We start from the raw sequence: 23,174 nt of genomic DNA, 5'->3' as shown, positions 1-23,174 counted from the left end.
CCCGAATTGCCGATCTTGAAACAGCGCTCGCGCCCAAGAAAGTCGCTGGCCCACCGCAACTGCGCACACCCTCCTGAGAAAGCCCATCCAAAAACCCAATTCCCAGTCCCATCCAAAAATGACAGCCCCCACCCTCCCATAGGGGGTGGGGGCTCCCCGGCTTCAATTCTAGTGCAAGGAAATGGGGTTGAGGTGTGGTTTGCGGTGTGAGTCGGTGCGAGTGGGCCGTTCGGTCGGGGTTCACTCGGTTGGCGTATGGGTCAGTCTGTGCCGAAGTAGCCGACTCTGGAGCTGATCTCGGCGGCGCCGGCACAGAGTTTCTGGGCTGTCTCCGGGAAGGACTCGACGGTGAGGCGGTAGGCGGGGCCGGAGACGCTGACGGCCGCGATGACGTCGCCGCTGCCGCCGCGGATCGGGGCGGCGATGGCGTTGAGACCGATCTCCAGCTCCTCGGATGTGCTTCCCCAGCCGCGTTCTCTGATCGTGTCCAGTTCGGAGAGCAGTCTTGAGCGGCTGGTGATCGTGCTGGGCGTGTAGCGCTCCATTGTGTCCAGCGCGGCGTCCAGTTCGGATTCGCCGGCCCAGGCCAGGAGGACTTTTCCGCTGGAGGTGGCGTGCAGCGGGGTTCGCTGGCCGATCCAGTTGCGGGTGGTCACCGCGGCGGTTCCGTAGAACTGGGTGATGTTGGTGGCCTGCCCGGAGTCGAGGACCGCGACGTTGACTGTCTCGTCGAGTTCGGTCGCGAGTCTTTCGCAGACGGGCATGCTTTCTCTGGGCAGGTCGAGTCTGGCGGTGGTGGCGCCGGCGAGCCGGACGATCCCGAATCCGAGGCGATATTTTCCGCGCTCGGCCACTTGTTCCACCAGCCGGCGCTGTTCCAGTGCGCCGATCAGCCGGAACGCCGTGGACTTGTGCACGTCGAGTTCGGCCGCGATCTCGGTGACCCCGGCCTCCCCTCGTAGAGCCAGGATGTCCAGGATGGCCAGCGCGCGGTCCACGGACTGCACTTGGACTGCGGCGGGTTTTTCGTTCCCCATGCCGCAACTTTACTCATCAGTCACGTACTTCCCCTGGTTGAACCCTTGACGTGCCCCCGGCCAGGCCTCACTCTGTTGCTTATCGCACGACTTGTTGTGTATGGCACAACGGAGGCTGAGGATGATTTCGGTCTGCGCGCTGGCGGACATCCCGCTTGGAGAGGCTGTCCGCATCGACGGCGAGACCCCGATCGCCGTCTTCAACGTGGACGGTGAGCTGTACGCGATCGACGACACGTGCACCCATCAGGATGCCTCGCTGGCCGACGGCTGGCTGGAAGGCTGCATGGTGGAGTGCCCGCTGCACGCGTCGTGTTTCGACCTGCGGACCGGCAAGCCGACCGGCCCGCCTGCGAAAGTCCCAGTGCGCACCCATCGGGTGGTGGTGCGGGACGGTCATGTGTACGTCGACGTCGCTGTGACGGCGAGCGCCTGATGCGGACGATCACCGTGGTCGGCGCCTCGCTCGCCGGCCTCTCAGCCGCGCGTGCGCTGAGAGCGCAGGAGTTCGCGGGCCGCGTCATCGTGGTCGGCTCGGAACTGCACGAGCCGTACGACCGGCCGCCGCTGTCCAAGGAGTTCCTCCAGGGCACGGTCAACGACGTCTCGTTGAGCACGTCCGACGACAAACTGCTCGACATCGATTGGCGGCTCGGCTGCGCGGCCACAGCGCTCGACGCTTCCGGCCGTGCCGTCGTACTGGACAACGGCGAACGGATCGTGACCGACGGCGTCGTGCTGGCGACAGGCGCGCGAGCAAGGAGCCTGGAAGGGCCGGCGCTGGGAGGCGTCTACACGCTGCGGACGCTCGACGACGCCCTGGCCTTGCGTTCCGCGTTGAAGCACGGCGGCTCGCTGGTCGTCATCGGCGCCGGGTTCATCGGTGCTGAAGTCGCCTCGACCGCGCGTCAGCTCGGACTTGAGGTCACCGTGGTGGAGACGCTGCCGACGCCGATGGCAGGTCCGCTCGGCGCCGAGATGGGCCAGGTCTGTGCGTCGCTGCACGCACGCAACGGCGTCGAGCTCATCACTGGTGTCGCGGTCTCCGAGCTGGTCGGCACCGCGCGGGTTCGTGCGGTGAAACTGGCTGACGGCCGGGAAATCCCGGCAGACGTCGTAGTCGCGGGCATTGGCGCGATCCCGAACGTGGAATGGCTCGAAGGTTCCGGTCTCGCGATTGACGGCGGCGTCGTGACGGACGCGCGGTGCATGACCACGATTCCGTCTGTCGTCGCGGTCGGCGACTGCGCGTCGTCGTTCAACGACCATGCGGGCGCGGTGATCCGTCTTGAGCACTGGACGAACGCACTGCAGCAGCCGAAGATCGCCGCAGCGACACTGTTGGGCCGCGCGAGTGTGCACGCAGCCCGGTTCGCGGTCCCGTATTTCTGGTCTGCCCAGTACGGCTCGCGGTTGCAGTTCGCAGGTCACCGTCGTGACGGTGACGACGTCGAGATCGTCGAGGGCTCCGTCGAGTCGTCGTTCGTCGCTGTCTACCGCCGCAATACGCGGCCCGTTGCTGTGCTCGCGATGGATTCGGCCCGCGCCTTTGGGAAGTGGCGCCGCGAGCTTGTCTCCGAAGGGGTGTTGAGTTGACCGTCAGCCTGCCGCCCAGCTTGCTCGCCACGCTGCCTGGCCATTACTACACCGATCCGTCGATCTTCACGCTCGAACAGGAGCGGGTCTTCGAGTCGATGTGGTTCGCCGTCGTGCGCTCGGCCGACCTCGCGACCCCCGGCAAGTTCGAAACGGTCGAGGTCGGGCGCGAAAGCGTGCTCATTGTCAGAGGCAGAGACGGGGCATTGCGAGCGTTCCTGAACGTCTGCCGGCATCGCGGCGCCAAGCTGTGCGTCGAGCCGTCCGGCGAGGCCAAGCGTTCACTGCAATGTCCTTACCACGCTTGGACTTACGGCCTGGACGGCAAGCTCATCGCGGCGCCGAACCTGACCAAGATGCCGGACATCGACCGCGTCGAGTACGGCCTTGTTCCCGTGCATCTCAAGGAATGGCTGGGTTACGCCTGGGTCTGCCTGGCCGACACACCACCCTCCTTTGAGGACACTGTGATCGGCGCGGCCCGGGATCGGCTCGGCGACACGGAGATGATCAACCACTGGGAGGTCGACGAGCTGGATGTCGGCCGGCGGATCGTCTACGACGTCAAGGCGAACTGGAAGCTGATCATCGAGAACTTCATGGAGTGCTACCACTGCGCGACCATCCACCCCGAGCTCACCGAGGTCCTGCCCGAGTTCGCCGACGGCTACGCCGCCCAGTACTACGTCGGCCACGGCGCCAAATTCGCTGACGAGGCACAGGGTTTCACCGTCGACGGCCGCGAAGGCCTGGACCGCATCGGCGGAGTCGGCGAGGACGAGGACCGTAAGTACTACGCCATCACAGTCAACCCGCAGGTTTTCATCAACCTTGTACCCGATCATGTGATTTTCCACCGAATGTTCCCGGCCGCCGCGGACCGGACCATCGTGGTCTGCGACTGGCTTTACACCAAGCAGGTCGTGGCCAGTGGCCGGGACGTCTCGCATTCGGTCGAGCTGTTCCACCGCGTCAACCAGCAGGACTTCGACGCATGCGAACGCTGCCAGCCGGCGATGTCCTCACGCGCCTACGCTCGCGGTGGGGTGCTCGTGCCAAGCGAGCACCACATCGCCGCATTCCACGAATGGCTGACAGGACGGCTGGCCAGATGACTGAGCAGCGTCAGAGTCCGATCCTCCGCAAGATCCGTTTGATGAGAAAACCGAGGTCGCACAGCTTGATCTTCAGATAGAGCCCGAGAAACGAGACCAACTTCCCGTCCTGGATGTTCGCGGCTCGCTGGCCAAGTTCCTGACGGCGAGCGATGTTCTTCGCGTTCTTCAGCATTCCGCGCTGGTCGTACAGGTTTCTGTTCGAGTCTTCAAGTGCGATTTCGAGGTTTTCGGCGCATGTGATGCTCTCTGTCTTGACTGCCCAAGTCAGGGTGACGCGCCGGTCGAGCCTGCTTTCAAACCGTTGTGGAAGGGTGATTTCGCCTGCGGAAATCGTCAGTGCACACGGACCCGCTCGAACAATGTGGTTCCGCGTCGATTGTTACGCCATCGAACCAGGACAAGTTCGACGAGGCTGTTGGCTTCCGACGACTTGTTCTGGATAACACCGGTAATCGTCACGATTATGTACTCGCCGTCTACCCGGGTCTCCTTCGTGATGGCGTGCGATTCCTGCAGGAAAGCGAACCGGTCACGGCCATTGCTTTTGGCTGCAATCAGGAACACGACTGTCACAACGGCCGCTAATGCGGCGAGCACCGGCCCCTGTGGCATGGCGTACTCCTACGTGCGAGTCAAAATTTCCATTGCACGCCGTAGCCAAGGCCCGGCATAAGGTCGGAAAAATGCGCCTGTACTTCTCCGACCAGATCTGGTCGGAGAACGGTGGTGGTCGGTGGGGCGTCATCCGCGTCCCGAGGGAAAGCGTCGGACCGCGACCAGCACTGTTCTGGCAGTGCGTCCTGAGCAAACCGGATACGCACGTCGAAGTCGGCACATGGGCGCTCAGGGAAGTACATGTAGTGCGGACGCATCGGCTGATGCTCAGGAAGCCGCGTGATCAGACCATAGTCATGGGTTTCGCCTGCGGCTAGTGACCGAGGCAGTTGCAGCGTATAAGTGAATCGGCTTGGTGTGGCTTTCACGACCTCGACTAGAATTGCACCGAACATGACCTCGAAATTCGCGCCTCGCGTGTCCGTGTCCGAATTGTCTCTTGGCGGAATGGATATGGAGATCACGAGATTCTGGACGTCATCTTCCAGTGCCAGGATCTTGCGCTCTTCAAGGCACATCGGCGTCGGTGTGTCCAATCGAAGGATGGCGGAGAAATGATCGATCTGCCAACTGGTTGAACGATATGCCGGTCGATTGCCGGATTGTGTTGCTACTTCTGCCAGGCGTGCGAATGCATCGTCAACGCGGCGACGTGCGGTACGGACATCGCGGTCCAATGAAACGGCAAGGGTTGAGATACGGTCGCTGTACAGCTCCTGATCGAATCGATTGGTGAGGCCAAGTGCCGCTTCGGCCGAAAGCTGGTTGTGCGAAGGAAGCCGCTTGATCATCTCATGCAGCTTTTTGATTATCTTCTCTCGAGCAACGCCGTTGCTGTCGTTCTCATCGATTTTTGACAATTCACGAAGATTTGGGCCGATCATTGTGGAGACGTTCGGATGCTGCAGGCCGCGTCCTCTGCGCAGGGTCTTCAGTTCGTTGAGAAGGGCATATTCGTCCACTGCTGTCTCCGATTTTGGCGAACCAAATAGACCCAAGTGTGGATCATGTCCTGCTTGGGTTGCTCCGTGCCTCGGTGATCACATCCAGTGTGGTTCCACGGGGTGAGCATAAACTGGACGTTAGTGGACGCGCAAGACGCCCAGTGGACATCGTAATGTCCACTGGGCGTCCGTAGATGTCCAGTGCTTAGCGAGGGGCCATGCGCAAGGCGCCGTCGAGGCGGATGACCTCGCCGTTCAGGTAGTCCTGGTCGACGATCGACAGGGCCAGTTTGGCGTACTCCGCGGGCAGGCCGAGGCGCTTGGGGAAGGGCACGCCCTCGGCGAGCGCGGCCCGGAACTCGTCGCTGACGCCCGCGAGCATCGGCGTGTCGATGATGCCGGGTGCGATGGTGACCACGCGGATGCCGGAAGTGGCCAGGTCACGGGCGGCCGGCAGGGTCAGTCCGACCACACCGCCCTTGGAGGAGGAGTAGGCGGCCTGCCCGATCTGGCCGTCGAACGCGGCGATCGACGCGGTGTTGATCACGACGCCGCGCTGACCGTTCTCGTCCGCGTCGGTCTTGGCGATCGCGTCGGCGGCGAGGCGCAGCACGTTGAATGTGCCGATCAGGTTGACCTCGATGACCTTGCGGTACAGGTCGAGGTCGTGCACGCCCTTCTTGGAAAGGATCCGGCCCGCGGTGCCGACGCCGGCACAGTTCACGGCTACTCGCAGCGGCGCTGCCGAACCGGCTGCGTCGACCGCGGCTTGCACCTGCTCAGGGTTGGTGACGTCAGCGGGCACGTACGTCACGCCGTCAACGGCGTCGGCCTTCTCGATCGCCCCGGGCAGATCGAGCGCGAACACCTGGGCACCCGCGCCGGCCAATGCCCGCGCCGTGGCGCCGCCAAGTCCCGACGCTCCACCCGTGACAACCGCCGCGATACCGCTGACCTGCATGCCTGCTCTCCTTTGGGCTCATCGACGGAGAGAGGCTATCGGCCATGGTCAGACGAGATCGTGCGGTGTGACGTCCTTAACGTGCCCACGCTTGTCCGCCGCGTGCATCAGCAGCACCAACGGCACCGCCGCCAGGACCGCCAGCGCGGCGAACGCGAGCACGATCACCATTACGTTCATCATGCATCCACCCTGGTCGCCGGACGCCGCCCGCGCGTCCGCCGGGAGTGCGGTATTCGCGTACTTCCGGGGGACGTCCCAGTTCACCGACTGCTACGACCAAAGGTGGACCCGGCCCTGTCAGGGCTAGCGGCGGCCGGGTGGGCAGATCCCATCGATGATCGTCAGGTCCTCGGGGGTCGGCCGCCACTTCACCGCGGTGGCGTTCTCGATGACCTGATCGGGTGTGGTGGCACCGGCGATCACGGACGACACCGGGTTCTGGGCGGTCAGCCAGGAGATCGCGAGCGTGGTCATCGAGATGCCACGGTCGTCGGCGAACGCCTGTAAACGCTCGATCCGGTCCCAGGGGGCGTCCAGGAGCAGCCTTCGCCGCCCGGCCAGCCGGGTTCCGGCGGGTGGGTCGCTGTCACGGCGGTATTTGCCGGTGAGCAGGCCGTTGGCGAGCGGGAAGTACGGCAGCACGCCCAGCCCGAAGCGCCGGGCGGCCGGGTTGACGTCGCGTTCGGCCTCGCGCTCCAGCAGGGAGTAGTGGTTCTGCGCGGCGATCGGCAGCGCCACGTGCTGGGTGCGCGCTGTCCAGGCGGCGTCCGCGATCTGCCAGCCGGCCAGGTTGCAGACCCCGGCGTACCGGATCTTGCCCTCGGTGATCAGCTCCGACAGCACGCCGAGCGTCTCGCCGATCGGCGTCTGCGGGTCGGCCCGGTGCAGCTGGTACAGGTCGATCCAGTCGGTGCCCAGCCTGCGTAACGACGATTCGACCGCACGCCGGACATAACGCCGTGAGCCGCGTGCGCCGAAGTCGGGCCCGTTGCTGCCCTGCATGTCCACGCCGAATTTCGTGGCGATGACGGCGTGCTCACGCCGTCCGGACAGGGCTTGGCCCAGCAGTTCCTCGCTTCGCCCGCGCGGCGCGCCGTACACGTCCGCGACGTCGAAGAACGTCACGCCCGCGTCAAGCGCGGCGCCCACGACGGCCCGTGAACCGGCGAGCGACTCCGCGGGTGTTCCTGGCCTGCCAAGGTTGTTGCAGCCGAGTCCGATGGCGCTGACCACAAGCCCGGACTCACCGAGATGTCGGTGCTCCACGGCGAGACCCTATGCGGGCGGCGCCGGAAGTTCCAGCGGCGTCCGTCGCATGGAGTATTCGAGCTCGCCGTCTGGTGTTCTCACGGAGGTCAACTCGGGCTGCGACCGTCGCTGCAACAGGATGGGGTGATTCGGTTGCAGCGAAAGATCGCAGTGGTCGGCACCGGCTATGTCGGCCTCACGACCGGCGCGTGCCTGGCGAGGCTCGGGCATCACGTCGTGTGCGCGGACATCGACACCGAGAAGGTCGCGCGGTTACGGGCCGGCCAGGTGGACATCCTCGAGCCTGGCCTGGCCGACCTGGTGAAACGCGGCCTGGCTGACGGGAATCTGGAGTTCGTCGTGGGCGCGGCCAACGCTGTCGCCGCCGACACCGAAGTGCTTTTCCTCTGCGTGCCAACGCCTATGGGCGCGGACGGCGCGGCTGACCTGCGCGCGGTCGAATCTGTACTCGCCGAGGTCCGCGGCATTCTGCCGGCCGGCTGTGCGGTGGCGACCAAATCGACCGTCCCAGTTGGTACCGCGGATCGCCTGCAGTACATGGTGGACGTACCCATCGTGTCGAACCCGGAGTTCCTGCGTGAAGGCAGCGCGGTCGGCGACTTCCTGAACCCGGACCGGATCGTGGTGGGTTCGGCCGACCGCGCGGCCGCGCAGAAAGTCGGCGACCTGTACTCCGCTTTGGAGGCGCCGACGCTGGTGCTCGACGCGCCCAGCGCCGAGATGGTCAAGTACGCGGCGAACTGCTTCCTCGCGGTGAAGCTGTCCTATGTCAACGCGATCGCCCAGCTCTGTGATCGCGTCGGCGCTGACGTGCAGGCCGTCACCGAGGGAATGGGCTACGACCCGCGCATCGGCCGGTCGTTCCTGAAGCCCGGCCCTGGCTGGGGCGGTTCGTGCCTGCCGAAGGACACGACCGCGTTGATGCACGTCGCGGACTCCGTCGGACTGGACTTCGGGCTGTTGAGGTCCGCGATCGAGCAGAACGCGCACCAGCAGGCGGACGTGCTGGACCGGATCCGGCAGGCGTGCGACGGAACTGTGCGGGGCGCCCGGATCGGTGTGCTGGGCCTGGCATTCAAGGCGGGCACCAACGACCTGCGCGATTCGCCGGCGATCCGGATCGCCGAGGCGCTGATCGGGGAAGGTGCCGAGGTGACCGCGCACGACCCGGCGATCACCGGTGAAATGCCCGGTATGCGTCTGGTGGATGACCCCTACGAGGCGGTCAAGGGCGCCATCGCTGTTGTCGTACTCACTGAATGGCCCGAGTTCCGGACATTGGATTGGACCAAAGTGGCCGAGCTGATGGACGGATTCACCGTGGTGGACACCAGAAATCTGCTCGACGGCGACGAGCTCGCGCACGCCGGGCTGACCTGGCAGGCCATCGGGCGGCCTGTTGAATCGCCCGGACATCGGCTTAGATAGGTAGTTGTGTTCACTACCCGCCCTGAACTGGCCGGCACGCACGGCATGGTGGCCTCCACCCACTGGCTGGCCTCGACGGCGGGAATGGCGATGCTGGAAGTAGGCGGAAACGCCTTCGACGCGGCGGTCACCGCGGGTTTTGTGCTGCAGGTCGTCGAACCGCACTTGAACGGTCCCGGCGGCGAGGTGCCTGCGGTGTTCCAGGCCGCGGGGGAGTCGCGGCCACGGGTTCTGTGTGGTCAGGGCGTTGCCCCGGCCGCCGCCACGATCGGGCACTACCATTCCCAGGGCCTGGAACTGGTCCCCGGCAGCGGTTTGCTCGCGGCCACTGTGCCCGGTGCGTGGGACGGCTGGCTGATCCTGTTGCGGGATTACGGAACCAAGCATCTGCGGGACGTGCTCAGTCGTGCGCTGTCGTACGCACGCGGCGGGTTCCCCATCATTCCGCGGATTCCGGACACCATCGACGCGGTCACCGATCTGTTCAAGGAACATTGGCCCAGTTCCGCGGAGTTGTGGCTGCCTGGCGGGCGTGCACCGGCCGAAGGTTCACGGTTCAGCAACCCGGTCCTCGCCGACACGTGGGAGCGTCTGCTCGCCGAAGCCGAGAGCGCGGGATCTGATCGCGAAGCCCAGATCGAAGCGGCTCGACGTGCCTGGTCACAGGGTTTCGTGGCAGAGGCGATCGATTCGTTCGCGCGACAGGCTTTCCGCGACGACTCCGGCCGGGACCACGCGGGAGTGCTGACCGGCCAGGACATCGCGTCCTGGCAGGCGACCTATGAGGACGCTCTGACCGTCGATTTCGGCGAATGGAGCCTGGTCAAATGCGGTGCCTGGACCCAGGGGCCGGTCTTGGCCCAGCAACTGCGGCTGCTCGAGGGCTTCGCGGACCGTTTGTCCTACGTGGACGGCGTACCCACTGCCGAGACCGTCCACATCGCCACCGAGTGCGCGAAACTCGCCTTCGCCGACCGCGAAGCCTGGTACGGCGATGATCCGTCTGTGCCCTTGGACATCCTGCTGTCCAGGCAATACGCGGCAAACCGGCGCGCACTGATCACCGAGCAGGCTTCCTTCGAGCTACGCCCTGGTTCACCGAGCGGCGAACCACCACGCCTGCCCGCGTTCGCCGTGCCGTACTTCGTCCCCGCGGAGGAGATCTCCGGCGCCCTGGGCGAGCCGACAATCGGCAACAGCGGAGTCGTCCGCGGCGACACCGTGCACATCGACGTCGTCGACGCGGCCGGGAACATGGTCTCCGCGACCCCGTCCGGTGGCTGGCTGCAGTCCTCGCCGACCATCCCGTCGCTCGGCTTCTGCCTCGGCACCCGCGCCCAGATGTTCACCCTGGAACCACATTTCGCCAGTGCACTGGTACCCGGCCGCCGCCCTCGCATCACCCTCTCGCCGTCCATGGCGCTACGTGACGGCGTCCCCCGGATCGCCTTCGGCACCCCCGGCGGCGACCAGCAGGACCAGTGGCAGCTGTGCTTCTGGCTCGCCCACCTGGTCGCCGGCCTCAACCTGCAGGAAGCCATCGACGCCCCGAACTGGCACTCCGGCGCGTTCCCCAGCTCCTTCTTCCCGCGCTACTGGCAACCAGGCGAACTGGTCGTCGAATCCCGCCTCGGTCCAGCCACCATCGCCGAACTCCGCGACCGTGGCCACCTCATCACCGACGCAGGCCCCTGGATTCTGGGCCGCATGTCCGCCGTCTCCCGCAACCCCAGCGACGGCATGCTCCGCGCCGCCGCCAACCCCCGCGGAATGCAGGGCTACGCCGTCGGCCGCTGACTATTTGAGCAGCTTGGACATCCGGCGGTCGGCCAGCGGCTTGCCGTTGGTCTGGCAGGTTGGGCAGTACTGGAACGACTTGTCCGCGAACGAGACCTCGCGGACCGTGTCGCCGCAGACCGGGCACGGCATGCCGGTCCGGGCGTGAACTCGCAGGCCGGACCGTTTCTCACCTTTGAGGCGGGCAGCGGACTGGCCGACTGAGCGCGCGACTGCGTCCGTGAGGACGGCGTGCACGGCGGCGTGGAGCTTGGTGAGCGCGTCGTCCGACAGCTTGCCTGCGGTCGCGTAGGGCGAGAGCTTGGCGGTGTGCAGGATCTCGTCGGAGTAGGCGTTGCCGATCCCGGAGATCAGACGCTGGTCGGTGATCGCGTTCTTGAGCCGTTCGGTCCGGCCGGAGAGCAGATCGGCCAGCTCAGGCCGGGACAGCGACAGCGCGTCCGGCCCGAGATTGACGATCTGCGGAATCTGCTGGACGTCGGTCACGATCCACACCGCGAGACCCTTCTTGGTCCCCGCCTCCGTGAGGTCGAACCCCGGCCCTTCACCAGGCGGGCCCAGATGCACCCGCAGCGCCAGCGGCCCCTTGCCAGGCTTGGGCGGCGCCGCACTGAGAGTGTCTGCCCAACGCAACCAACCAGCACGCGCCAGGTGCACAACCAGATGCAGCCCGTCGCAGTCCATGTCCAGGTACTTGCCGTAACGACCGGCACCAGTGACCGTGCGGCCATGCAGCTCGGTCCACGGCGGGCTCGCTGTCTTCAACACCTGCAGCGAGGCGACATCAACCCTGGCGACAGTCCGGCCTACCGCGAACTCACGCAGGTGATGCGCGAGCGCCTCGACCTCAGGTAGTTCTGGCACACGCACAGTCTTACCCCGCCAGGCACCGATGTCACTCCAAACTGCCGCTACCACTACTTGCCATAGTGGTAGCGGCACGCTGCGATACGGATCTCATCATCTGCGAGCTTGTAGACCAGCCGGTGCTCATCGGTGACCCGACGCGACCAATAGCCTTGGAACCCGTGCTTCAACGGCTCGGGCTTACCGATTCCCTCATTGCCGTTCCGGCTGATGTCCTTGATCAGGTCGTTGATGCGCTTGAGGACCTTGCGGTCCTCGGTCTGCCACCAGATGTAGTCATTCCAGGCGTGCTCGTCCCAGACCAGTTTCATTCAACGAGTTCGTGCTGTGTCCCGCCGCCGGACTCCAGTCGCTCGATGGCAGTGATCAGGCGTCGCGCGTTCTCCGGGCTGCGCAGCAGGTAAGCGGTCTCCTTGAGCGATTGGTAGTCGTCAAGGGACACGATCACAACCGGCTCATGCCCTGCGCGAGTGATCACGACCTCTTCGCGGTCGTTGACCACGGAGTCGAGGGTCTCGGCATACTTCGCGCGAGACTCGGAGTAGCTCATGGTCTTCACTGGCACCCTCCCTTCGACGTACAAGATACTGTACGTCGAAGTGGAATGAGTGGCAAGAGCCCGCGGGCTGCCGAAGGTTCACTCCACGGGGTGCAGGGGGCCGTCGAAGCTCGGCATTGTGTCCTTCTGGATGTCCCGGGTCACCTTGGCGACTTCGGTCCGGACGTTGAACATGCCGCGGACTGTGCCGACCCAGCGTTCGATCGGGGCCTCGGGGGTGCCGTCGCCGGTCTCGGCCACGAGCTTCCACGGCCTGCGCAGTGCCCAGCGGGCCGGGAAGAACAGGAACAGCATCAGCAGCGCGAGCACGACCCACGCGGGAACGACGACATCCGTCGGCATCCGGAACACCCAGACCAGGCCGAGCACGACGACAAGGACCATCATCACGACGCCCGGGCCATGCCCGCCGCTGACGTCGTGCTCGAAGTCCTCGGCCGTGGCAGGCTTCTTGCCCCACTCAAGCTCGCCGCGCACGGTCCACATTCGGCCGTCCGCACCACGCACCAGGCGCGTCATGCCTGCCTCCTCCACGACACGTCTGTGTAGGCGTCAGACCACGGTCGGTGGTCACGCATGCCGTTAACGGTACCGTGTCAGCGCTAGGCCCAGCGGGTGAAAGTCGATCGTCACTCAGCGCGTCGGCTTGTCAGCTGGTTGCGGCTCACTGGTCTCTGTGGTCTCGGTGGTCTTGGTGGCCGCTGTGCTCTCGGCGGGTGTGTCCGTGGACGCGGAGTCGGACTCCTTGGTCTCCTTGGCGGTCTCGGAGGTGCTGGTCTTGTCCGAGGTGAGGGTCTTCTCGGTCGGCGTTTCGGCGCACGTCGGCGGGCCGACCAGCACGCTCGAGCCCTCGGGATCGGTCGTCGACACGCCCTGGTTGCCGTTCTTCGCGGTCCCGCCGCTGTCTCGCAGCACAAGCCGGGTCTCGTGGTGCTCCACGTTCGGCAACGGCGGCGGGTCGGCAGGAAGCGCGACCGCGACCTCGTCGTCGTGGTCCCGCCGGGAGTCGGGCAGGTTCTCAATCGGCTGCGGCTGTTGCTGTGGTCGGCTGGTCGGTGTGGAGTTCAGCGAGGACGACAACGACCCCGTCGCGGGCGTCATCTCCGGCTGGTGCGAGTCGGTGATCACCAGCTCGGTGCCCTGCCCGGGGAAGTCCAGCGACGCGGGCAAGGCGTTGTCGGCCAGATCCGGCGCCACGGTGAGGCCGACCACGCCCGCGGCGAGCACCGACGAGCCGGCCAGCGTCAGCTTGGCGCCCGCGGAGGAGACCAGGCCCTTCAGCGTGGCCCAGAAACCGGTCTTGTTCGCCAGCAGACCGCCGATCGCCACCGGGGCGACCATGAGACCCGCGTAGGACCGCAGACCCGCGCAGACGTCCTGCAGCTCGTCGTGTGTCGACTGACACGACGAACAGCTGACCAGGTGCGCGCGGACGCGGCGCCGCTCGGCGCCCTTGATCGTCCCGGCGGTGTACGCGCCGAGCTTCTCCAGGATCGACCGGCAGCCGGTCGATCCGTGGTGGGTGGACAGGTGCGCCTGGAGGTAGGCGGCACGCAAGCCGCGGCGCGCTCGGCGGGCCAGCGCGGCGGTCGCGTTCGGGCTGAGGCCGAAGTTCGGCGCGACCACGGCCGGCCGCTCGCCTTCGACCTCGACCTTCCACAGCACGCTGCGCCAGCGCTCGGGCAGGCTGGTGAACGCCCGGGTGATCAGGTTGCGTTCGTGTGCCTGGCCGGAGGTGTCCGGGTTCTGACCGGCCCGGTGCGACAGGATCTCGTCGGACACGGGGACGTCCCGGCGCCGCTCGCTCCACTCCCACGCCACCCGCCGGGTGACGATCAGCAGGTACGAGCGGACGTTGTCGACTGGTCCGGCGCCGCGCCGAATGGCTTGCAGCACCCGGAAGAAAGCCTCCGCGGTGAGGTCCTCGACGTCCGAGCGATCAGCCGCGATACTCCGCGCCAACCGCCGTACGGCGTCCGCGTGCCTGGAGAACAGCTCGCCAAAGGCGGCGTCTTCCCCGGCGCGCAGGGAGGCGAGGAGTTCGCGGTCTTGGAACGATTCCTCGCCAGCGTCGAGGGCAGGGTTGCCCGTTGCGGTCATCCGGCTAGGTACCTCCCTCCGGATACACGCGAACGATGAACAACATGCCACATTCGAGCGTCGCCCAGTGTGGGTAGTGTGAAGACTCTTGGTGACATCCGACCATAGATGTGAGCCAGATAACCGGCGTGATTAGGCCATCCGGCTTCCTGAATCGCTCAGGTGTAGTGCGAACGAACTACACCCGCGCGGGGGAGGTGAACCCTCGCGAAACAGCTGGAACCGATCCGGTAGAGTGTCCACATCGTCGAAAGACGTCAGGCGGATGTAGCGCAGCTGGTAGCGCATCACCTTGCCAAGGTGAGGGTCGCGGGTTCGAGTCCCGTCATCCGCTCCCCGATGAAGGCCCGTGTTAATCCGGCACGGGCCTTCTTTTTGCCCGGAAGACGATCTTCGAACCGGGTCAGGGTTTTGCCAGTATTTTTCAGTCTTGCTTGACCCGATCGGGTTAACCCGATAGAGGTAACGCGTGCTCGACCAACCAGGCGCACCGTTACGCCTCGCAGTCGGGGCCTTCCTTGGAGCCGCAGTAGCCGCCCTGTTCGGCATCGGCGTGGCGGCTTCCGGGAGTGAAGAACGGCCCCCACTGCGGCTGGAACACGTGGCCACGGACGCGACGACCTCATCCGCGGCCCCGACGTCGAGCGCGCCACCCGTCATCGAACAGACCACCTCGAGCTCATCGGCGACGTCGATCTCCTCGTCCTCGTCGTCGTCCGCGCCGAGTTCCAAGACCTCCTCGTCGACCCAGAAAACCGCCACCACGACCGAGCAAGTGACGAACACCACTACGCCGAGTTCGACGACCTCGAAGCCGCCCCCGCCACCCCCGACGACGACCCGCTGCACGACCTTGATCTGCTAGATGTGCTCGGGCTTGAACGGGTCATGATCGGTGATCAGCTTGTCGAGCCGCGCCTGGTCCACCCGCTTGGTCACGGCGCTGTCCTCCTGCTTGTCCCGGATGCACTTGGCCAGCGTGAACGCGGACGTGATGGCGTAGAGGATCGCTAAACCCAGAAACCCGCGGACCCATGGATCGAACGGCAACGCCACGACTCCGACCGTGACAGCGACCATCGCGATGACAAACGAAGCGACCGCCTGAGCGAAGAAGGCTGGTGTGTTCTTAGGCATGCCCAAAGGCTCCCGAACAGCGCGAATCCTGTCTTGAGTGCTTCTACTCAACAACCCCGTCCGAGACAGTCTTGTTGTAGAACAACGACTATGCCGCGGACGTACGCGGGGTCAGCCGTACGACCAGTTCTGCCTCCAACGCGTGCGCCAGCCGCTCCAGCACAGGAATAGTCGGCACAGTCCCGCCCGCTTCGAACCGTGCGACAGCCGATTGCGTCATACCGGCCAGACCGGCCAGTTCAGCCTGGGTCCAGCCACGCTGCTCACGCATCTCCCGCACAGCCTTGCCCAGTTCGTAGGCAATCCGAGCGGCGTCATAGGCTTCTGCGGCACCCGGCTCCGCGAGCCGCCGCTCCCGAAGCTCGGCCCAGTCGTCACGCTCGCCCATCGTGCCCACTCCTGATCACCTCGTCCACCGTGTGCGCCTCGGCGACACACCGCCGTAGAGCGCGCCGTGCCCGTGCGACTTCGCGCTCTTCTCGCATCCGAGTCTTCCGGAACACAGTCAGCAGCACGATCCGGCGCTCCGGGGCGATCCAATAGGTCACCCGCAGCGCGTCGCCATCGAGATGGAATCGCAGTTCGCGAACCTTGCCATCCAACTGCCGCGTATAGGGCTCGCTGAGCAACGGACCTTGCTCTGCGAGCAGGTCGACATAGAACGCCGTTGTGGCGAAATGTCCCGTCGGCAGATCCTCCAGCCAGTTCCGGACTTCTGGTTCCAGCTCCACCGTACCCCAGGGCATAGCGGCAATGCTATATACGCTGGTGGCGATTACCGTAGCGGGGCGCGCTTCACGATCGGGTGATGATCAGCGTTCGGCTGGGGCGAGGCCGCAGGTGAGGAGGGTTTCGTCGAGGGCGCGGTGCAGGGCCCGAGTGGAGAAGTGTTCGGCGGCCAGGTCCAGGAGGTGGTCGGCGACGTCCTGCCAGAGGATGTCGTCGGTCAGGAGTTTGTCGGCTTGTTTGAGGGTGTCGGCGGGGGTTTCGGCGACCAGGTGGGCGGTGAGGTCGCCCAGGTGGAGGCCCTCGGCGCCGGTGGGGTTGGTGAGGAAGGGCAGCCCGGCGGCCATGCTGGTGACCAGGTCTGTGCTGAGGCCCGGAGTTCTCGCTGGGGCGATGGCGAGGCGGGCGCGGCTGAGGTGCCAGGGGAGGTTGGGGACGTGGCCGATGACCTCGACCTCGGGGCGGTCGGTCTGGTTCGCCGAGAACAGGGTTAGGCGGAGTCCGGCGTCCCAGTCGTGCAGGGTCGGCCAGATCTCCGTCAGCACCGAGTCGGCGAACGCGACCACGCCGGACCGGGCCTTCAGCGGGTTGGTGACGATTGGGGACGAGTAGCCGACGACGTGCATGTGGGTCGGTGGGGACACTGTCTCGATGACGCGGTCGACGTCGGTTCGGGTGCTGCACATGGCGACGTCCGCCCAGGTGAAAGCGGTTGCCTCCAGGTCTGAGCCAAGCAGGGGCGAGCCGTCGTAGACGCGTTTGGCCTGTGGCTGGTAGGTATCGATCGCACGCGCGGACCAGTCCCAGTTGTGCGGTTTGGACACGATCACGACGTCGAAGCAGCCCAGCCGCCGGCTCAGCCAGTCCGAGATGTCGGTGACCACGGCCACTTCCACGCCGAGCACGCTCAGCCAGTGGCCGTCCTCTTTGGATTCGTACCGGGCCGTGAAGGTGACCAGGCGGTCCCGGCCGACCAGGCCTTCGACCAGCCGGCGCGTGCGTGGATCGCCGGGGACCGTGTCGTCGATGACCAGGATCCGTTCGAGCACGGTCAGATCCCGGGCGTGCGCCAGGTGATGCGCCGGCGAGTCCGGCTTGATCGCGACATGCGTGGCGAGCCGACGTGCCCACTTGGCGGCGAAAATCCCATGATTGCGTTGCATCAACGACAACGCGCGCTCGGAACCGCTGATGCCATGTCGTTCGTGGACAACGGCACTGCGTGGCTCGACCACTGTGGACCATCCGGCCTCACGCAGGGCGAAAGCCAGGTCGGTGTCCTCGAAGTACGCGATGTGATACTCCGGCGCGAACCCGCCGACCTCGAAGAAAGCCCTACGCCGCACCAGAAGACACGCGCCGGAGGCGTAGTCGACCGGACGCCGGAACAGCGCCGAAGTGTCCGTCCAAGCCTCCGACCACCCGTCGGCACGCACGACTGAGCCGTACTCCTGCACGGTCCCATCGGGGTTGTTCATCAGCGGCGCCACAGCACCGACATGCGGCTGTGTTTCCAGCACCTCAAGCAAAGGCGGCAACCAGTTCGGCGACACCGTCACGTCGGCATTGAGAAAGCACACATAGGGCGCACGTGCATCCAGCACGCCCATGTTGGACATCGCGCCGAAGCCGTGATTCGCCACACTGGTGTGGACCTTCACATCCGGCAGCGCACGCCGAGCCCATTCGCCTGTCCCATCGGGCGATGCGCTGTCGAGCACGATCACCTCAATGGCTTCACGCGTGTTGTCGCGTAGCGCGGAGATGCACCGCGTGAGCAGCTCACCACCGCCGTGAGTGACGATCACAACCGAGACCAGCGGCGTGACCGAACGCGGCGTCACTTCAGCTTCCCGTAGATCCGACGCGCCGGCGAGCTCCACCGGATCAGCTTGGTCTGCTGCAGCCGCGCCAGTTCCGCACTGTCCGCGCGTAGCTTGGCGATCTCCTCCGCAGGAATCGCGGCGAGTCCGGTGCCGTTGGCGGCCAGCTGGATGTGCTCCAGCAGCTGGCGGCGTTCCGCGGCGAGCTGCAACCGGCTCGCCCGGTAGGCCGCGCGCAGCTGGGCGTTCTCGCGGCGGACGTCGGCCCAGCGGTGCTCGCTGTTGCCGCCGTTCTTGATCCACGACCGCTCGGCTTCCTGGGCGATCGTGTCGAAGTGCGTGTCCACTTTGTCCCGCAGGGGCGCGTACCGGTGCGGGTCGGGCTGCTTGGGGAAGGCGATCCGGATGGCCTCGGCCAGCTCCTCGGTGGACGTCGCGCGATGCGTCGGCTCCTCAAGCATTGACGCCAGCTCGGCGTGGTCGTCGGTCGTGTCCAGCAGCGCCCACCGCCTGCCGAGCATCGCCGAGGAGAGAGTCGCGTGGTAGTCCGTGGCCACGGTCCCGATCGAGCCGTGGATGGCGGCGAGCACGTCCTCCGGCGGCAGCCCGAACGGCAGCCGGTACGTGTGGTTGGGGTCGAGGTGCTCGGCCAGCAGGTCGGCGAAGCCGCTCTCGCTGGTCTCGAGGATCACGACGTCCGCGATGAGCACCTCGGCGAGCGTCCACCGCAGGATCCGGGCGATCTCCTTCACGTGCGGCACCGCGGCCTGGTCGCCCTGCACGATCAGCGCGGGCCGGTCGATCGGGTACCAGCCCATCAGCCGGAAGTAGTCCACCCGCGGCCGTAGCGACTCCGCCCGGATCAACCGGTGTACGAGCACGCCGAGATCCGGAACCACGGTGATGTCGTTCGAGACACCGCAGTCCCGTAGCCGTTGTGCGGAAACCTCGTCACGCACGGAAATGTGACGACGTGCAGCCAAAGCGTCACGGATCTGTTCGGAACCGGCCTCGACACCGACCGCGTTCCAGATCACCGGGTGCGCACGTTCCCAAGCCGCACCAAGACCGTCGACGAACCACGGCGACACATCCGCGCGGATTCCAGTGCTGACAAGAGTCACGTCAGCGGCAGCCGCCAGCTGGGCAATTCGCTTTTCAGTGCGTTCACCCAAGGGCTCGGCGACGAAACCGCCGTCGCTGCGGCACGGCCTTTCCCAGCCCAACGGCGCATATGTCCGTACCGTCCAGCCAGGCAGGCGCCGGACGATCTCGTCTTCGGTGATCCGCGGGTAGAGCTGGTCACCGAAACTGTCGAGATCGAACGCCCCCCACACGGCCACCGTGCCGTCAGAACCATCTACAGCAGCTGCCACGAGCCTGGATGATACGGTCGCCGGGCGTCAGGGGGCTGGGGGCACTCTCCTGTACCGTACGACCAGCAATTCCGTGTCCGATCCGGCTGATTGTCACAGGGGAATGACCCAATACGACGCGCACATCGATCTCGATGAGAAGAACACCACGCACGTCAGGCAACTGCGCCTGATCGGCCGTGACAAAACCGTGCTGGAGCTCGGTTGCGGGACCGGTGCGATGACCAGGCACCTGCTCGGGCAGGGCTGCCAGGTCACCGGTGTGGAGATCGACGCGGAGGCGGCGGAGAAGGCCGGCCGGTTCGCCGAGCAGGTGCTCGTCGCGGACCTGGACACGCCTGGCGCACTGGACGAACTCGCGGACAAGCGATTCGACGTCGTGCTGGCCGGCGATGTGCTGCAGCATCTGGAGAACCCCGGGCAGTTGCTGGCCAAGGCCGCCACATTGCTCAGCGACAGTGGTTACGTCGTGGCGTCCGTGCCGAACGTGGCGCACGGTTCGTTGCGTCTGTCGCTGCTGCAGGGCCGGTGGGATTACAGCGACTTCGGCCTGCTGGACCGTCATCACCTGCGGTTCTTCACGCATTCCAGCCTCGAGGACCTGTTCACGGACGCGGGTCTGCGTGTGGAGCGCACCGAGCGGGTCACGGTCAGCCCGTTCGACTTCGACCCGCAGCTGAACTTGAAGGACTTCCCCTCCGCGGTCGTGGAGCTTGTCTCCGAGGACCCGGAGTCGGCGACGCTGCAGTTCGTGCTCGCCGCTGTGCCTGCCACGCGTGAAGGCGCGCTGGAGCTCGCGCCCGAGCCGGACTGGGACAAGACCGAGAAGCCGGAGAAAGCCAAGGTCAAGGCACGTACGGCGGAGCCCGGCGGCCCGCCGAAGGTGGAGGGCGTCCGGGCGGTCGCGTTCTACCTGCCGCAGTTCCACCCGACCGCGGAGAACGACGCCTGGTGGGGCAAGGGCTTCACCGAGTGGACGAACGTGACCAAGGCCGAGCCGATCTGGCCGGAGCACTACCAGCCACGCCGGCCCGCCGACCTGGGCTTCTACGACCTGCGGCTGCCCGAGGTGCGGGAGGCGCAGGCCAAGCTCGCCCGGCTGAACGGCATCTCGGCGTTCTGCTACCACCACTACTGGTTCGGCGGCCGCAGGTTGCTGCAGCGCCCGTTCGAAGAGGTGCTCTCGTCCGGCTCGCCGACGCTGCCGTTCATGCTCTGCTGGGCGAACGAGTCCTGGAGCCGGATCTGGGACGGCGGCGACCGCGCGATCCTGCAGGATCAGCACTACGGCGAGGACGACGAGGTCCGTAGGCACGCGGCCTACCTGGCCAAGGCGTTCAACGACCCGCGCTACCTGAAGGTCGACGACCGGCCGGCGTTCGTGATCTACAACGTCGCCCACCTGCCCGACGCCCGCGGCTACATCGACGAGTTCCGCAAGGCGTGCGTGGCCGAGACAGGCGTCGAGCCGTACCTGATCCAGGCGATCACGCACCAGCTGGACAAGAAGCCCGCCCAGACCGGCTGTGACGCCGAGGTCGAGTTCCCGCCGCATCGCCTGGGCGACAAGGTTTCCGCGCACCCAGACCCGCGCCTCGCGGCCGGCAGCCACCTGCGCTACGAGTACGAGGACGTCAGCGCGGGCTGCCTGGAACGCCTCGACGTGCCGTGGGTGCGTTACCCCTGCGTGGTCCCAAGCTGGGACAACACCGCGCGCCGCAAGGTCCGCGCCACGATCCTGCACGGCGCCAACCCCGAGGCCTACGAGAAGTGGCTGCTCGCAGCGGCCGAACACGAGGCACGCCGCCGCCCGGAGAACGGCCTCGTATTCGTCAACGCCTGGAACGAATGGGCCGAAGGCGCCTACCTCGAGCCCGACCAGCGCTTCGGCCACGGCTACCTCGAAGCGACCCGCCGCGTGTTCGGCGAGATCTCAGTCCCGCCACCCGCCAAGACCACCACCACACAGGTCGGCGCGTTGCCCGCGGACTACCTGGACCTGCGCGACCGCGTCGTCGAGCTGGAGAACGAGGTCCTCACAGCCTACGAGCGCGGCCAGAAAGCCAGCCGCGCCGCCGACCGCAACGACGCCAAGGCCCACTCCCGCGAGATCGCCCGCCTCAAACAGGCGATCAACGACATCACCAACGGCGCCCGGCAGACCGCCGAATGGGCCAAGAGCCTCGACAAGCAGCTCAAAGAGCGCTCAACCGCCCTCGAAGAGGTCGGCCACTGGGCCCGCTCGATGGAAGTCGAAGTCGAGAACAAGAACCGCGCCATCTCCGACGGTGCTCGCTATGTGCGGGAACTGGAGACACAGCTCGGTGCCAAGAACCAGTACATCAGCGAGCTCGAAAGCCGCCACTAACAAGCGAAGTCGCCGGACTTGTGCTCGCGCATCTCGGTGATACCGGTCGCGACCAGCTTCCGGCCGTACTCGTCGTCGGTGTAGTACAGGAAGTTCAGGTACTTGGCGGTGAGCTGGTCGGCGGGCATGCCCGCGCACATGTCCGTCCGGAACCGGACCGACTCCTGAGCCAGCCAGGCCCCGAGCGGCTGGGTTTCGGTGATACCCCATACGTAGACCAGGATCATGAACGCGGTGAACACGCCGGTGGCCCACGCCCGGATCCGGCCGCGAGCCTCGTCCCACACCGCGAAGATCCACACTGTGGCGGGCAGTACCAGCGGCATGTAGTGGTGTTCCAGGCCACGGGACCACGTCATGCCGCCGCGGCCGTAGGCGATCACCAGAATCAGCGTGATCGCGCCGAATCCGAAGAGCGCCAGCACGATCGCGCGTTGCCTGTCCTCGCCTTTACGCAGCAGCCAGACAGCAACGCCCGAGGTCGCGAGGAGAACGGCCACCGCGACGATCCCGCCCCACGGCCACATGTCGCTCATCCGGTCGCCTGCCGCGGACCCGGAGACCCGGCCGATCGCCTCCAGGAACTGGCCGAACGACGTGGCTTTCCGTGGGTTGCTCGAACTGAAGCCGATGAAGTACGCGCCAGTGGCCAGCACTCCCAGCGCCAGCCCGCCGAGCACCAGAGTGCCCTGCAGTTTCCGGGTTCGCCGTAACCGCAAGCCGGCGATGGCGAGCCAGATTCCCAACGGCGGCAGCAATGCCAGCCCCGGGCCGCCCTGCCCGAGAAGGAAAAGCATCAGTCCGATCGCCAGCCAGGCCGGACCCGGTGGCACGTCGAGCCGGTAGCGGACCATCACCAGCAGCACGCAGACGGCCGCGGCGCCCGCAGTGGCGAATTGCATCTGGAAGCCGTAGTACAGCGCGTCGACGCCGAGGCTGAGTAGGACGATCGGGAAGAAGGTGTCGACCAGCCTGGTCCGGCCCCGGATCTTGCGGAACGTGTGGATGGCCGCGGCGGCGGTCAGGCAGAGCACCGCGAGGGTGAACGCGGGCGTGGCCCGGAAGTCGCCACCGGCCAGGCGGGTCAGCGGCACCATGATCAGCTTCAGGGAGATCAGCCGGTGCGCGTCGAACTGCTGGAGCACCCAGTCCAGCGTCATCGGCTCGGCGCCGGTGATGGCGCCGACCAGGTGCCATTCGTCCGCGTACGGAATGGCCCGGCCGTGGGCGATGACCCACCAGGCGGCCACGATCGAGGTAGTAGCCCACGTCACCCAGACCACGAGCGGAACGAGCCAGCCAGGTGCCCACGAGACCCCGGATCTCGGTGTATCAGTCGGACTAGGGCGTTCAGTCATCCGGGTGACGTCCACTGCCGCAGAATAGGGCAAGCAGGCAAGCGCCAATGGGGTGCGCTAACGTGCCTGACCAGGCTGGTCCCCTAGCACTT

Annotated in this window: 25 protein-coding genes and 1 tRNA gene; 8 read left to right on the top strand and 18 right to left on the bottom strand. The window is 66.1% G+C overall.

Translation table 11 applies throughout. From position 1 onward, the window contains the following. Positions 1-260 precede the first annotated feature (260 nt). Complete coding sequence (locus JOF56_RS10735) at positions 261-1,037, bottom strand: IclR family transcriptional regulator (RefSeq protein ID WP_209636845.1); 777 nt, start codon at positions 1,035-1,037, stop codon at positions 261-263. A 121-nt stretch (positions 1,038-1,158) separates the two neighbouring features. Between JOF56_RS10735 and JOF56_RS10730 the strand changes: the two genes are divergently transcribed. Genes JOF56_RS10730 through JOF56_RS10720 form a run of 3 tightly spaced genes read left to right on the top strand, consistent with a single transcriptional unit; the run spans position 1,159 to position 3,748 of the window. Next, positions 1,159-1,473, top strand: a complete 315-nt coding sequence (locus tag JOF56_RS10730) for a bifunctional 3-phenylpropionate/cinnamic acid dioxygenase ferredoxin subunit (RefSeq protein WP_209636843.1) — start codon at positions 1,159-1,161, stop codon at positions 1,471-1,473. Further along, positions 1,473-2,633 carry an NAD(P)/FAD-dependent oxidoreductase gene (locus JOF56_RS10725; RefSeq protein WP_209636841.1) on the top strand — a complete coding sequence of 387 codons (1,161 nt, stop codon included), beginning with the start codon at positions 1,473-1,475 and terminating at the stop codon, positions 2,631-2,633. The genes JOF56_RS10730 and JOF56_RS10725 overlap by 1 nt, the downstream gene beginning before the upstream one ends. Further along, positions 2,630-3,748, top strand: a complete 1,119-nt coding sequence (locus tag JOF56_RS10720) for an aromatic ring-hydroxylating oxygenase subunit alpha (protein ID WP_245378230.1) — start codon at positions 2,630-2,632, stop codon at positions 3,746-3,748. Before JOF56_RS10725 ends, JOF56_RS10720 begins: the two co-directional genes overlap by 4 nt. Before the next feature lie 10 nt (positions 3,749-3,758). Here the strand turns inward: JOF56_RS10720 and JOF56_RS10715 are convergent, their stop codons facing one another. The 6 genes from JOF56_RS10715 to JOF56_RS10695 all read right to left on the bottom strand — a co-directional run bounded on the left by JOF56_RS10715 (position 3,759) and on the right by JOF56_RS10695 (position 7,540). Further along, positions 3,759-3,923 (bottom strand): hypothetical protein, encoded by a 165-nt coding sequence (locus JOF56_RS10715; protein WP_209636839.1) that lies wholly within the window; start codon positions 3,921-3,923, stop codon positions 3,759-3,761. A gap of 161 nt (positions 3,924-4,084) precedes the next feature. Continuing rightward, positions 4,085-4,363 (bottom strand): hypothetical protein, encoded by a 279-nt coding sequence (locus JOF56_RS10710; protein WP_209636837.1) that lies wholly within the window; start codon positions 4,361-4,363, stop codon positions 4,085-4,087. A gap of 20 nt (positions 4,364-4,383) precedes the next feature. Then, positions 4,384-5,328 carry a hypothetical protein gene (locus JOF56_RS10705; protein WP_209636835.1) on the bottom strand — a complete coding sequence of 315 codons (945 nt, stop codon included), beginning with the start codon at positions 5,326-5,328 and terminating at the stop codon, positions 4,384-4,386. Between the two features lie 187 nt (positions 5,329-5,515). Next, positions 5,516-6,271: an SDR family NAD(P)-dependent oxidoreductase gene (locus JOF56_RS10700; protein WP_209636833.1), complete on the bottom strand. Its 756-nt coding sequence runs from the start codon at positions 6,269-6,271 to the stop codon at positions 5,516-5,518. Positions 6,272-6,319: 48 nt separating this feature from the next. Beyond that, entirely contained in the window at positions 6,320-6,454 is a 135-nt protein-coding gene (locus JOF56_RS59470; protein ID WP_281065434.1) for a hypothetical protein, read from the bottom strand. A 123-nt stretch (positions 6,455-6,577) separates the two neighbouring features. Continuing rightward, entirely contained in the window at positions 6,578-7,540 is a 963-nt protein-coding gene (locus JOF56_RS10695; RefSeq protein WP_209636831.1) for an aldo/keto reductase, read from the bottom strand. 135 nt (positions 7,541-7,675) lie between these two features. On the opposite strand from JOF56_RS10695, the gene JOF56_RS10690 reads away from it, so the two are divergent. Beyond that, positions 7,676-8,971 (top strand): UDP-glucose dehydrogenase family protein, encoded by a 1,296-nt coding sequence (locus tag JOF56_RS10690; protein ID WP_245378229.1) that lies wholly within the window; start codon positions 7,676-7,678, stop codon positions 8,969-8,971. Positions 8,972-8,977: 6 nt separating this feature from the next. Then, the gene (locus tag JOF56_RS10685) at positions 8,978-10,768 is read left to right on the top strand and encodes a gamma-glutamyltransferase family protein (protein WP_209636827.1); all 1,791 of its coding nucleotides are present in this window, start codon (positions 8,978-8,980) and stop codon (positions 10,766-10,768) included. Here JOF56_RS10685 and JOF56_RS10680 read toward each other — a convergent pair whose 3' ends face one another. The 5 genes from JOF56_RS10680 to JOF56_RS10660 all read right to left on the bottom strand — a co-directional run bounded on the left by JOF56_RS10680 (position 10,769) and on the right by JOF56_RS10660 (position 14,294). After that, entirely contained in the window at positions 10,769-11,632 is an 864-nt protein-coding gene (locus JOF56_RS10680) for an Fpg/Nei family DNA glycosylase (RefSeq protein WP_209636826.1), read from the bottom strand. It lies immediately after the preceding gene. A gap of 53 nt (positions 11,633-11,685) precedes the next feature. Then, positions 11,686-11,946, bottom strand: coding sequence for a Txe/YoeB family addiction module toxin (locus JOF56_RS10675; RefSeq protein ID WP_209636825.1), 261 nt, complete (start codon positions 11,944-11,946; stop codon positions 11,686-11,688). Then, entirely contained in the window at positions 11,943-12,185 is a 243-nt protein-coding gene (locus JOF56_RS10670; protein WP_229907886.1) for a type II toxin-antitoxin system Phd/YefM family antitoxin, read from the bottom strand. The genes JOF56_RS10675 and JOF56_RS10670 overlap by 4 nt, the downstream gene beginning before the upstream one ends. 87 nt (positions 12,186-12,272) lie before the next feature. Continuing rightward, positions 12,273-12,713: a DUF983 domain-containing protein gene (locus JOF56_RS10665; RefSeq protein WP_209636824.1), complete on the bottom strand. Its 441-nt coding sequence runs from the start codon at positions 12,711-12,713 to the stop codon at positions 12,273-12,275. A 114-nt stretch (positions 12,714-12,827) separates the two neighbouring features. Continuing rightward, entirely contained in the window at positions 12,828-14,294 is a 1,467-nt protein-coding gene (locus JOF56_RS10660) for a sigma-70 family RNA polymerase sigma factor (RefSeq protein WP_209636823.1), read from the bottom strand. A gap of 261 nt (positions 14,295-14,555) precedes the next feature. On the opposite strand from JOF56_RS10660, the gene JOF56_RS10655 reads away from it, so the two are divergent. Together JOF56_RS10655 and JOF56_RS10650 are read left to right on the top strand one after the other, a co-directional pair. Next, positions 14,556-14,628: transfer RNA gene (locus JOF56_RS10655), tRNA-Gly, on the top strand. A 135-nt stretch (positions 14,629-14,763) separates the two neighbouring features. Beyond that, a complete protein-coding gene (locus tag JOF56_RS10650; protein ID WP_209636822.1) occupies positions 14,764-15,159 on the top strand; it encodes a hypothetical protein in 396 nt (131 codons plus the stop codon). On the opposite strand, the gene JOF56_RS10645 is transcribed toward JOF56_RS10650, so the two are convergent. From JOF56_RS10645 to JOF56_RS10625, 5 genes are all read right to left on the bottom strand, one after another. Further along, positions 15,156-15,431, bottom strand: a complete 276-nt coding sequence (locus tag JOF56_RS10645) for a YiaA/YiaB family inner membrane protein (RefSeq protein WP_209636821.1) — start codon at positions 15,429-15,431, stop codon at positions 15,156-15,158. The genes JOF56_RS10650 and JOF56_RS10645 overlap by 4 nt on opposite strands. A gap of 88 nt (positions 15,432-15,519) precedes the next feature. Next, positions 15,520-15,819 carry a helix-turn-helix domain-containing protein gene (locus tag JOF56_RS10640; protein WP_209636819.1) on the bottom strand — a complete coding sequence of 100 codons (300 nt, stop codon included), beginning with the start codon at positions 15,817-15,819 and terminating at the stop codon, positions 15,520-15,522. Further along, on the bottom strand, positions 15,806-16,177 hold the full coding sequence (locus JOF56_RS10635) for a type II toxin-antitoxin system RelE/ParE family toxin (protein WP_209636817.1): 372 nt from the start codon (positions 16,175-16,177) through the stop codon (positions 15,806-15,808). Before JOF56_RS10635 ends, JOF56_RS10640 begins: the two co-directional genes overlap by 14 nt. A 66-nt stretch (positions 16,178-16,243) precedes the next feature. Continuing rightward, positions 16,244-18,040, bottom strand: coding sequence for a glycosyltransferase (locus JOF56_RS10630; protein ID WP_209636815.1), 1,797 nt, complete (start codon positions 18,038-18,040; stop codon positions 16,244-16,246). Further along, positions 17,998-19,356 (bottom strand): polysaccharide pyruvyl transferase family protein, encoded by a 1,359-nt coding sequence (locus tag JOF56_RS10625; protein WP_209636813.1) that lies wholly within the window; start codon positions 19,354-19,356, stop codon positions 17,998-18,000. The genes JOF56_RS10630 and JOF56_RS10625 overlap by 43 nt, the downstream gene beginning before the upstream one ends. A 103-nt stretch (positions 19,357-19,459) precedes the next feature. Between JOF56_RS10625 and JOF56_RS10620 the strand changes: the two genes are divergently transcribed. Next, positions 19,460-21,724 carry a glycoside hydrolase family 99-like domain-containing protein gene (locus JOF56_RS10620; RefSeq protein WP_209636810.1) on the top strand — a complete coding sequence of 755 codons (2,265 nt, stop codon included), beginning with the start codon at positions 19,460-19,462 and terminating at the stop codon, positions 21,722-21,724. Here the strand turns inward: JOF56_RS10620 and JOF56_RS10615 are convergent. After that, positions 21,721-22,998, bottom strand: a complete 1,278-nt coding sequence (locus JOF56_RS10615) for a hypothetical protein (RefSeq protein ID WP_209636808.1) — start codon at positions 22,996-22,998, stop codon at positions 21,721-21,723. The two genes, JOF56_RS10620 and JOF56_RS10615, sit on opposite strands and share 4 nt — an antisense overlap. Positions 22,999-23,174: the final 176 nt, after the last annotated feature.

Origin of the sequence: Kibdelosporangium banguiense (assembly GCF_017876405.1) — a bacterium.
Classification (GTDB): domain Bacteria; phylum Actinomycetota; class Actinomycetes; order Mycobacteriales; family Pseudonocardiaceae; genus Kibdelosporangium; species Kibdelosporangium banguiense.
The sequence above is the reverse complement of the archived record's forward strand: the minus strand, read 5'-3'. Positions and strand labels throughout refer to the sequence as shown.